Origin of the sequence: Streptomyces sp. DH12, assembly GCF_020873895.1 — a bacterium.
GTDB lineage: Bacteria > Actinomycetota > Actinomycetes > Streptomycetales > Streptomycetaceae > Streptomyces.
This window is the reverse complement of the sequence record NZ_JAHWGT010000604.1, coordinates 1-548: the sequence shown is the minus strand read 5'-3', so window position 1 is coordinate 548 and position 548 is coordinate 1. Positions and strand designations below refer to the sequence as shown.

Genomic DNA, 548 nt, shown 5'->3' with positions numbered 1-548 from the left:
CCTCATTGACCGCCGTCCGGAGCAACTCCTCCCCGCGCAACCCCTCGGAGAGCCTGCGGCGGATCATCTCCACCATGCCGTCCTGGCCCAGCCGCTCCCCGGTGTCGCCGACCCGGCCCTCGATCAGGCCGTCGGTGTAGAGCATCAGGCTCCACTCGGCGCCCAGCTCCACCTGCATCCGCGGCCAGCGGGCGCCCGGCAGCAGCCCGAGCGCCGGGCCGTTGTTCTCGTACGGCAGCAGCCGCGCCGGCATGCCGGGGCGGGCCAGCAGCGGCGACGGGTGGCCTGCCAGGCAGAGCCCGGCCCGGCGGCCGTCCGGCGCGATGTCCACCGTGCACAGCGTCGCGAAGATCTCGTCGTCCGGCCGCTCGTGCTCCAGCACCTGCTGCAGCGTGCTCAGCAGCTGGTCCCCGCACAGCCCGGCCAGGGTCAGCGCCCGCCAGGCGATGCGCAGCTCCACGCCGAGCGCCGCCTCGTCCGGGCCGTGCCCGCAGACGTCGCCGATCATGGCGTGCACGGTCCCGTCGGGCGTGCGGACCACGTCGTAG

The 548-nt window shown here is 74.8% G+C and carries 1 protein-coding gene; it reads right to left on the bottom strand.

What is annotated here, in order from left to right:
• A partial coding sequence (locus LPA54_RS36010) for a PP2C family protein-serine/threonine phosphatase (RefSeq protein ID WP_228984750.1) occupies window positions 1–548 on the bottom strand: 548 nt, incomplete at both ends.